Here is a 2,486-nt window from a genome sequence, read left to right as displayed (position 1 = left end):
CGCCGGCCGCGGCACCGCAGGCGGCGCGCGCAGCAACGCCACCACCTCGGCCCGCTCAACCGGACACGCCAGCGCCGGCCCCACCCTTGCTGGATGCCGAACGCTGGATCGAACTGGTGGCTGCCGCCGGCCTCAGCGGCCCGGCGGGGCAACTGGCCGCGCATGCTGCCTTCATCGGCTTCGACGGCACCACGTTGCGGCTTGGCCTTTCGCCGGCGTTCGAACTGCTGAAGCTGCCGGGCTCGATCAAGGCCCTGGCCGAGGCGCTCACGCCGGAGCTGGGCATCATGCCGCAGCTGCAGTTCGACACGATCGCCGAGGCTTCCGGCGAAACCCTGCACGAACGCAGCGAACGCAGGCGCGACGCGCGCCAGGAAGCGGCCGAAGCGGCGTTCATGGCCGATCCCGGCGTGCAGCAACTGATCCGTCGGTACGGGGCGACCCTCGTGCCCGACACCATTCGACCCCACGACGAATAGGTAGACGACATGCGCGGAAACATTGCCCAGCTGATGCAGCAGGCACAGAAGATGCAGGAAGAGATGCAGCGCGCCCAGGAGGAACTGGCGCGCCTGGAAGTCACCGGCAATGCCGGCGGCGGCATGGTCAGCGTCACCCTCACCGGTCGCATGGAGTGCCGCAAGGTGCGCATCGACCCGAGCGTGCTGGCCGATCCGGAGATGGCCGAGGATCTGGTCGCGGCCGCCTTCAACGACGCGGTCAACAAGGCCAACGCCGCCTCGGCCGAGCGCATGGGCGCGGCCACGGCCGGCATGCCGCTGCCGCCGGGCATGAAGCTGCCGTTCTGACCGGGGCTGCCTGACCCGTGTCCTCGCTGCTGGAACAACTGATCGAAGCATTGCGGATCCTGCCCGGCGTCGGGCAGAAGTCCGCGCAACGCATGGCCTACCACGTGCTCGAGCGCGAGCGCGAAGGCGGGCAGCGCCTGGCCGATGCGCTCGCCGCCGCGGTCGAACGCATCGGCCATTGCGTGCGCTGCCGCGACTTCAGCGAGACCGAGGTCTGCGCCACCTGCGCCAGCGCCGCGCGCGAGCCGCAGACACTGTGCGCGGTCGAGTCGCCCGCCGACCGCCTGGCGATCGAGCAGGCGACCGGTTACCGCGGCCTGTACTTCGTGTTGCAGGGGCGGCTGAGCCCGCTCGACGGCATCGGCCCGCGCGAGCTCGGGCTGGACCTGCTCTCGGCGCGCCTGGCCGAGGGAGAGGTGCGCGAACTGATCATCGCCACCAACCCGACCGTGGAAGGCGAGGCCACCGCGCACTACCTGGCGCAGCTTGCGCGCCAGCACGACGTGCGCCCGAGCCGGCTCGCCCACGGCGTGCCGCTGGGCGGCGAACTGGAATACGTGGATCGCGGAACGCTGTCGCATGCGTTCGGCAGCCGCAGCGAGATGGCGTGAGAAAGCGAAGAGCGGGAATGGGGAACAGGGAACAGGGAATGGAGGTGTTCAGTGAGTTCGAATGACACGATCTTCCACAAGATCATGCGCCGCGAGATCCCGGCGGACATCGTCTACGAGGACGAACACATGATCGCGTTCCGCGACATCGCGCCGCAGGCGCCGGTGCACGTGCTGTTCGTGCCGAAAGTGGACATCGCCACCCTGGACGACCTGCAGCCCTCCCAGGCCGGAGTCGTCGGCCGCCTGGCCGTGGCCGCCGCCGACTATGCGCGGCGCGAGGGCTTCGCCGAGTCCGGCTACCGCATCGTCATGAACTGCAACGACGATGGCGGCCAGACCGTGTTCCAGATCCACCTGCACCTGCTGGCCGGAGCGCCGCTGGGGCACTTCGGCGTGGCCGGACGCTCCTAGAGGTAACCGCTCGGGCGCCACCCGCGGAACGGGTAGTAGTACGGGTACGGGTAGGGGTCGACCACCATCACGTCGACCCGGTCGCGCCGCGGCCACAGGTAGATCACGCTCGCCTCGACGCGCGGGAAGCGGTAGTCGTATTCGCCGATCTTGCGCGTTTCGTAGCCGTCGATGCTGCCGATGAAGGTCACTTCGCGGTTCTTCTCGAACACGGCCGGGTCGTAGAAGCCGGCGCGACAGGCGAGGAAACGCCCGCCCACTTCGTCGCGGGCCCAGCGCGGGCGGCCGTTGGCATACAGGCGGGTGGAGATGATCTCGAAGCAGGTGCGTCCCTGCTTGGGTTCCACGCGCACGACGCGGCCGCCCCAGCGCACCATCGTGCCGGTGGCGTCGTGGTCGATGGCATCGGCCGGGGTGATCGGCGCGTAGTCGCCGCGCAGCGGGCCGGGCTGGGTGGCGCATGCCGCCAGCAGCAGCATGGCAAGGGCGGGCAGGGCGAGACGGAAGGCGTTCATGCGTTTCTCCGGGACGACTGGGCGGGGCGGTGCCGGCGCAGGTCGCGCGCGAGCGCGGCCTGTTCCCGGCGACCCCGGACATCCCCAGCGTACCGCCAATTGTTGAAACGCAGGATGAGCCGCTGCAGCGCCTCGTC

Annotated in this window: 5 protein-coding genes; 4 read left to right on the top strand and 1 reads right to left on the bottom strand. The window is 69.8% G+C overall.

The window, feature by feature from the left end; all coding sequences use genetic code 11:
• The 4 genes from QAA18_RS09725 to QAA18_RS09710 form a co-directional block, all read left to right on the top strand.
• On the top strand, positions 1–479 hold a 479-nt coding region (locus QAA18_RS09725), incomplete at its 5' end, for a DNA polymerase III subunit gamma/tau C-terminal domain-containing protein (RefSeq protein ID WP_279412730.1).
• A gap of 9 nt (positions 480–488) precedes the next feature.
• Entirely contained in the window at positions 489–809 is a 321-nt protein-coding gene (locus QAA18_RS09720; protein ID WP_279412729.1) for a YbaB/EbfC family nucleoid-associated protein, read from the top strand.
• A 17-nt stretch (positions 810–826) separates the two neighbouring features.
• The gene (gene recR / locus QAA18_RS09715; RefSeq protein WP_279412728.1) at positions 827–1,420 is read left to right on the top strand and encodes a recombination mediator RecR; all 594 of its coding nucleotides are present in this window, start codon (positions 827–829) and stop codon (positions 1,418–1,420) included.
• 51 nt (positions 1,421–1,471) lie between these two features.
• Positions 1,472–1,834, top strand: coding sequence for a histidine triad nucleotide-binding protein (locus tag QAA18_RS09710; protein ID WP_279412727.1), 363 nt, complete (start codon positions 1,472–1,474; stop codon positions 1,832–1,834).
• Here QAA18_RS09710 and QAA18_RS09705 read toward each other — a convergent pair.
• Positions 1,831–2,349: a Slp/YeaY family lipoprotein gene (locus QAA18_RS09705; protein ID WP_279412726.1), complete on the bottom strand. Its 519-nt coding sequence runs from the start codon at positions 2,347–2,349 to the stop codon at positions 1,831–1,833. The two genes, QAA18_RS09710 and QAA18_RS09705, sit on opposite strands and share 4 nt — an antisense overlap.
• Positions 2,350–2,486: the final 137 nt, after the last annotated feature.

Origin of the sequence: Luteimonas sp. 8-5, from assembly GCF_029763755.1 — a bacterium.
Lineage (GTDB): Bacteria > Pseudomonadota > Gammaproteobacteria > Xanthomonadales > Xanthomonadaceae > Cognatiluteimonas.
The sequence above is the reverse complement of the archived record's forward strand: the minus strand, read 5'-3'. Positions and strand labels throughout refer to the sequence as shown.